This is a genomic window from Nocardia sp. NPDC004722 (genome assembly GCF_053601505.1).
In genome coordinates, this window is the sequence record NZ_JBSGBY010000504.1 from 1 (window position 1) to 6,324 (window position 6,324).

At 66.5% G+C, this 6,324-nt stretch carries 5 protein-coding genes; 4 read left to right on the forward strand and 1 reads right to left on the reverse strand.

Features of this window, described 5'->3' with window-relative positions; all coding sequences use genetic code 11:
• Positions 1 to 28: 28 nt before the first annotated feature.
• The 3 genes from chvE to mmsB are packed head-to-tail and all read left to right on the forward strand — an operon-like array spanning position 29 to position 4,012.
• Positions 29 to 1,126 (forward strand): multiple monosaccharide ABC transporter substrate-binding protein, encoded by a 1,098-nt coding sequence (gene chvE, locus ACWELQ_RS34705; protein ID WP_452401248.1) that lies wholly within the window; start codon positions 29 to 31, stop codon positions 1,124 to 1,126.
• 19 nt (positions 1,127 to 1,145) lie between these two features.
• Positions 1,146 to 2,696 carry a multiple monosaccharide ABC transporter ATP-binding protein gene (mmsA, locus tag ACWELQ_RS34710; RefSeq protein ID WP_452401249.1) on the forward strand — a complete coding sequence of 517 codons (1,551 nt, stop codon included), beginning with the start codon at positions 1,146 to 1,148 and terminating at the stop codon, positions 2,694 to 2,696.
• Positions 2,693 to 4,012: a multiple monosaccharide ABC transporter permease gene (gene mmsB / locus ACWELQ_RS34715; protein WP_452401250.1), complete on the forward strand. Its 1,320-nt coding sequence runs from the start codon at positions 2,693 to 2,695 to the stop codon at positions 4,010 to 4,012. Before mmsA ends, mmsB begins: the two co-directional genes overlap by 4 nt.
• Before the next feature lie 52 nt (positions 4,013 to 4,064).
• On the opposite strand, the gene ACWELQ_RS34720 is transcribed toward mmsB, so the two are convergent.
• Positions 4,065 to 5,111, reverse strand: a complete 1,047-nt coding sequence (locus ACWELQ_RS34720; protein ID WP_452401251.1) for a LacI family DNA-binding transcriptional regulator — start codon at positions 5,109 to 5,111, stop codon at positions 4,065 to 4,067.
• A gap of 134 nt (positions 5,112 to 5,245) precedes the next feature.
• On the opposite strand from ACWELQ_RS34720, the gene ACWELQ_RS34725 reads away from it, so the two are divergent.
• A complete protein-coding gene (locus ACWELQ_RS34725; protein WP_452401252.1) occupies positions 5,246 to 6,208 on the forward strand; it encodes an ABC transporter substrate-binding protein in 963 nt (320 codons plus the stop codon).
• Positions 6,209 to 6,324: the final 116 nt, after the last annotated feature.

Here is a 6,324-nt window from a genome sequence, read left to right on the forward strand (position 1 = left end):
CGTCCAGGTCTGACAGAGGAGTCGACACATGACCGGCATCAATCGCCGCGGGTTCTTCACGCTCGCGGGCGGATCCCTCGCCCTGCTGGCGGCGGCCTGTTCGGTGGACAGCGGCTCGGGCTCGCCGAGCGGCAAGGGTGCGGGCGGGCGCATCGGAATCGCCATGCCCACCAAGTCCTCCGAGCGCTGGGTGGCCGACGGGAACAATATCGTCAACCAGTTCAAGGATCTGGGGTACACCACCGATCTGCAGTACGCCGAGGACGTCATCGAGACGCAGGTCTCGCAGCTGGAGAACATGCTCACCCAGGGCGCGAAGGCGCTGGTGATCGCGGCCATCGACAACAAGTCGCTGACCGGGGTGCTGGCGCAGGCCAAACAGAACAAGGTCGCGGTCATCGCCTACGACCGCCTCATCCGCGACACCGCGAATGTCGACTACTACGCGACCTTCGACAATTTCAAAGTCGGTGTGCTGCAAGCGAGTTACATCACCGACCACCTCGGGCTGAAGGACGGCAAGGGGCCGTTCAACATCGAACTGTTCGCCGGATCGCCCGACGACAACAACACCTACTTCTTCTTCAACGGCGCGATGTCGGTGCTCCAACCCCACATCGACGCGGGCAAGCTGGTGGTGCGGTCGGGCCAGACCAAGGTCGACCAGGTGACCACCCTGCGCTGGGAGGGCGCGACGGCGCAGAACCGGATGGAGAACCTGCTCTCCGCGCATTACGCCGCGGCGAACGTGGACGCGGTGCTCTCGCCCTACGACGGGCTGTCCATCGGAATCCTCTCCGCTCTCAAGGCGGTCGGCTACGGGGGTGCCAAGAAGATGCCCATCGTCACCGGGCAGGACGCGGAGCGGGCCTCGGTGAAATCGATCATCGCGGGCGAGCAGACCCAGACCGTCTTCAAGGACACCCGGGAACTGGCCAAGCGCGCGGTGCAGATGACCCACGCCATTCTCACCGGCGGGACACCGGAGACCAACGACACCTCCTCCTACGACAACGGCGCGAAGAAGGTGCCTTCGTATCTGCTGCAACCGGTTTCGGTGGACAAGTCCAACTATCGGGCCGCGCTCATCGACACCGGCTACTACACCGACAAGGACCTGCAATAGCAGCGTGAAGGAGCGGCCGATGTCGGCTCATATTCTCGAAATGCGCTCGATAACCATGGAGTTCCCGGGCGTGAAGGCGCTCGACGCGGTCGACTTCTCGGTCACCCGCGGCGAGATCCACGCCCTGGTCGGCGAGAACGGCGCGGGCAAATCCACCCTCATGAAGGTGCTGTCGGGGGTCTACCCGCACGGCTCCTACAGCGGGCGAATCCTGGTGGACGGCACCGAGATGGTCTTCAAGGACATCCGCCACAGCGAGGCGGCGGGCGTCGCCATCATCCATCAGGAGCTGGCGCTGGTTCCGCAGTTGTCCATCGCGGAGAACATCTTCCTGGGCAACGAGCGCACCCGGACAGGCGTTCTCGACTGGCAGGAGACCAACCGGCAGGCCATGGCGCTCATGGAGCGAGTGGGGCTGATCGAGGACCCCGAAACCCTGGTCGCCGCCCTGGGGGTCGGCAAACAGCAGCTCGTGGAGATCGCCAAGGCGCTGGCCAAGAAGGTACGGCTGCTCATCCTCGACGAGCCCACCGCGGCGCTCAATCAGGCCGACAGCGACAGTCTGCTGGCGTTGCTGCAGGAGCTGCGCGGGCAGGAGATCACCTCGATTCTCATCTCGCACAAGCTCAACGAGGTGCTGGCCGTCGCCGACACCATCACCGTGCTGCGCGACGGCCACACCATCGAGACCTTCGAGGTGGACGGCACTGTCACCGAGGACCGCATCATCAAGGGCATGGTGGGCCGCGACCTCGACCACCGGTTCCCGCCCCGGCCGGATTCGGCCGTCGGGGAGGTGTTCTTCGACATCGTGGACTGGAGTGTCGATCACCCCACCATCGCCGGACGGCAGGTGGTGCGGGGCGCGTCGCTGCGGGTGCGGCGCGGTGAGATCGTGGGGCTGGCCGGGCTCATGGGCGCGGGCCGCACCGAGCTGGCCATGAGCGTCTTCGGTCATTCCTACGGCCGCAATATTCGCGGCACCGTGCGCAAGGACGGTGTGCCGGTGCGGGTTTCGACGGTGCCGCAGGCCATCGACGCGGGCATCGCCTACGTGTCCGAGGACCGCAAGCAGCTCGGGCTGATCCTCGACGAGGACATCCGCCGCAATCTCACCCTCGCCAATCTCGCCGCGGTCTCCCGACATTCGGTGATCGACACCCACGCCGAGGTGGCCGCTGCGCAGGAGCTGCGCACCCGGCTCACCGTCAAAGCGCCCACGGTGTTCGCAAAGGTCGGCACGCTCTCGGGCGGCAACCAGCAGAAGGTGGTGCTCGGCAAATGGATCTTCACCCAGCCCGACCTGCTGATCCTCGACGAACCGACCCGCGGCATCGACGTGGGCGCGAAATACGAGATCTACCTGATCATTCGAGAACTCGCGGCGGAAGGCAAAGGCGTGCTGGTGATCTCGTCGGAACTGCCGGAACTGCTCGGCCTGTGCGACCGGATCTACGCCATGAGCCAGGGCCGCATCACCGGTGAACTGGCCGCCGCCGACGCCACCCAGGAGGCACTCATGCGATTGATGACCCGCGGCGCGAACCCGCAGGAGGTGACCGGAGAATGACCTTGCTGGACAAGCTGAAGGACGGCAGCGGCGAAGCCATCGCCGCCGAGGCCGCCGCCCGGGAACGCGGCGGTCTCCTGGAGACGGTGCGAAACATGTTGCGCGGCAATGTCCGCCAATACGGCATGATCGTCGCCCTGGTGGCGATCACGCTGCTGTTCCAGGTTCTCACCACACTGCGGCTCACCGACGGGGTGAGCCTGCTGACGCCGCTCAACGTCACCAATGTGATCCTGCAGAACGGCTACATCCTGGTCCTGGCCATCGGCATGATGCTGGTGATCATCAATGGGCACATCGACCTGTCCGTCGGGTCGATCTGTGCCCTGGTCGGTGCGCTGACCGGCATCGCCATCGTGCACTGGCACTGGCCGTGGCCGGTCGTCGTGGTCGCCGGACTGGCACTGGGCGCGATCATCGGTGTGTGGCAGGGGTATTGGATCGCCTACGTCAAGATACCGGCCTTCATCGTCACGCTCGGCGGCATGCTGCTGTTCCGCGGGCTGGCCCAGTTGGTGCTGCAAGGGCAGTCCATCGGGCCCTTCCCGCGGGGCTTCGTGAACATCGCGGCGGGCTATCTGCCGAACTGGCTGCCCGTGCACGCTCTGGTGTTCGACGGGTTCCGGCACGGCGTCGTGGTGCGCTTGAAAACCGGTGAGCTGCACGGTCTCACGCTGCTGCTGGCGGTCGCGGCCATCGCGGCGCTGGTGTGGACCCAGCTGCGGGTGCGACGCCGACGGCGGTCCTACGGGATGCCCGCCGGGCCGCGCGCGCTGTTCCTGGCCAAGCTGGTGGCGCTGGGCGTGGTGATCGGGGCCTCCGGGTTCGTGCTGGCCTCCTACAACGGTCTGCCGGTGATCGGGCTGATCCTGGTGGTGCTCATCGTCGTCTACTCGTTCGTCATGAACCGCACCGTGCTGGGCCGCCGCGTCTACGCGGTGGGCGGCAATGAGAAGGCCGCGGCGTTGTCGGGGGTGAACACCCGCCGCAATACCTTCTGGGTGTTCGTGAACATGGGTGTGCTCGCGGCCCTGGCGGGCATCATCTTCGCCGCCCGCCTCGGCGCGGCCACCCCCAAGGCCGGGCAGAACTTCGAATTGGACGCCATCGCCGCGGCATTCGTCGGCGGCGCGTCGGCCAGCGGCGGCATCGGCACCGTGGTGGGAGCCATCGTCGGAGCCCTCGTCATGGGCGTGATGAACAACGGCATGTCCATGCTGGGCGTGGGCAGCGATTGGCAGCTGGTGATCAAGGGACTGGTGCTGCTGGCCGCGGTCGCCTTCGACGTCTACAACAAGAAGCGCGCCACCGCCTGAGACCGCCGGAATTCACTGGCGCATTCCGGCCCGCCGCACTCTGTTTCGATGCTCAGTGGCGCGGCGGGCCGGAGCTGTCGCGGATGACCAGGGTGGGTATCACCTGGGGGAGTGCCGGTGCGGTGCCGTCGGAGTCGATGAGCTCCAGCAGCATTCGCATGCTGCGGCGGCCGACCTCGTCGAAGTCCTGGCGCACCGTGGTCAACGGCGGGGACAGGTAGGCCGCCTCGGGGATGTCGTCGAAGCCGACCACCGAGATGTCCTCGGGCACCCGCAGCCCGCGTTCGGCGAAGGCGCGCAACAACCCCAACGCCATCTGATCATTGGCGGCGAAGACGGCGGTCACCCCGGGCTGGGCGGCCAGCAGCGGGCCCGCCTCGTATCCGGAGCGCGCGCTCCAGTCCCCGGCGATGATCGGCGGCACCGCCGCGCCCGCGTCCTGCAGCGTCTGCCGCCAGCCGTCCACACGGTCGCGGGACTCGAGCCAGCCGTTGGGACCCGAGATGTGCCACACGGTTTCGTGGCCCAGTTCCAGCAGGTGCCGCACGGCCAGCCGGGCGCCCTCGACCTGATCCACGGACGCGGACGGCAGCCCGGCATCGGGCCCTGCTTCCACCGCGACGGCCGGCAGCATGGCAGGCAGGCTGTGCAGCGCGGCCGCCGCGACCATCAGCGGCGCGATGATGATGACGCCGTCCACCCCTTGATCGGCCAGCGTCCCAACGGCATCGAGCACCTCGGCGCGATCGGCGCGCTGCAGGGTCACGATGCTGACGCCGTAGCGGGCCGCCCGCGCCGCACGCTCGATGCCCAGCAGCATCGACGCCGGGCCGTAAAGGACGGTGTCGAACGTGACCACCCCCAGCACTTTCGACCGTCGGCTCACCAGCCCGCGGGCCATGGCATTGGGGCGGTAACCCAGCTCCTCGACCGCGCGCAGCACCCGTTCGCGGGTCTCCGGCCGCACCCGAGGGCTGTCGTTGAGCACCCGGGACACGGTCTGGTGCGAGACCCCCGCCCGCTTGGCCACGTCGATCATGACCGCGGGCCGAGCGGGCTGCGGCGCAGCCCCGTCGGCAACCTTCTCGTTGTCCCTCACATCCCCACCTTTCGACTGACTCGGCCGCCGGATTCAGCGTACGGGGTCGGATCCGACTCTTGACGGCGTCCATGTGAGCGTTAACACTATCAGGACCTCCCCCCACATCCACTGTTAGCTCCAAGGGAGACCTCGTGCTCAAGAGGCTTGTCATCGTCGCCAGCACCCTCACACTCGTCACCGCCGCGGCAGCGGGTTGTGGCAGCGGTTCGGGAAGTGGTGGAACCACACTCGGCTTTTCCCAGGTGGGCGCCGAGAGCGGGTGGCGCACCGCCAACACCCAATCCATCCAGGACTCCGCCAAGGATGCCGGGATCAATCTGAAATTCGCTGACGCACAACAGAAGCAAGAGAATCAGATCAAGGCCATCCGGTCCTACATCCAGCAGCACGTCGACGTCATCGCATTCTCCCCGGTCGTCGAATCCGGGTGGGACACCGTGCTGAAGGAGGCCAAGGACGCCAAGATCCCGGTGATTCTCACCGATCGCGCGGTCGATTCCAAGGATCCCTCGCTGTATGCCACCTTCCTCGGCTCGGACTTCGTCGAGGAGGGCAAGAAGGCCGCCCAGTGGGTGATCGACACCTACAAGGGCTCCAATGAGACCGTTAACATCGCCGAGCTGCAGGGCACCACGGGCTCCGCGCCGGCCATCGACCGCAAGAAGGGCTTCTCCGACCTGATCTCGGCGGACCCCAAGTTCAAGATCGTCGCCTCCCAGACCGGCGATTTCACCCGGGCCAAGGGCAAGGAGGTCATGCAGGCGTTCCTGGCCTCGCACCAGAAGATCGATCTGCTGTTCGCCCACAATGACGACATGGCGCTGGGCGCGATCCAGGCGATCGAGGAAGCCGGTCTGAAGCCCGGCAAGGACATCAAGATCGTGTCCATCGACGGGGTGCACGACGCGCTACAGGCTCTGGTCGACGGCAAGGAAAGCTATGTCGTGGAATGCAATCCGCTGCTCGGCCCGCAATTGATGGACCTGGTCAAGAAGGTCAAGGCGGGGCAGCCGGTGGACCACCGCATCGTCACCACCGAGACCACCTTCACCCCGGAACAGGCCGCGGCGGCCCTGCCCAGCCGCAAGTACTGATCCGCACTCTCCAGCTATCGAAGATATTGAGGCGCAATCGATGTCGGACACGACCACCGCGCCGCTGTTGTCGATGACCGGCATCGGCAAGCGATTCGGCGCGGTGACCGCGCTGG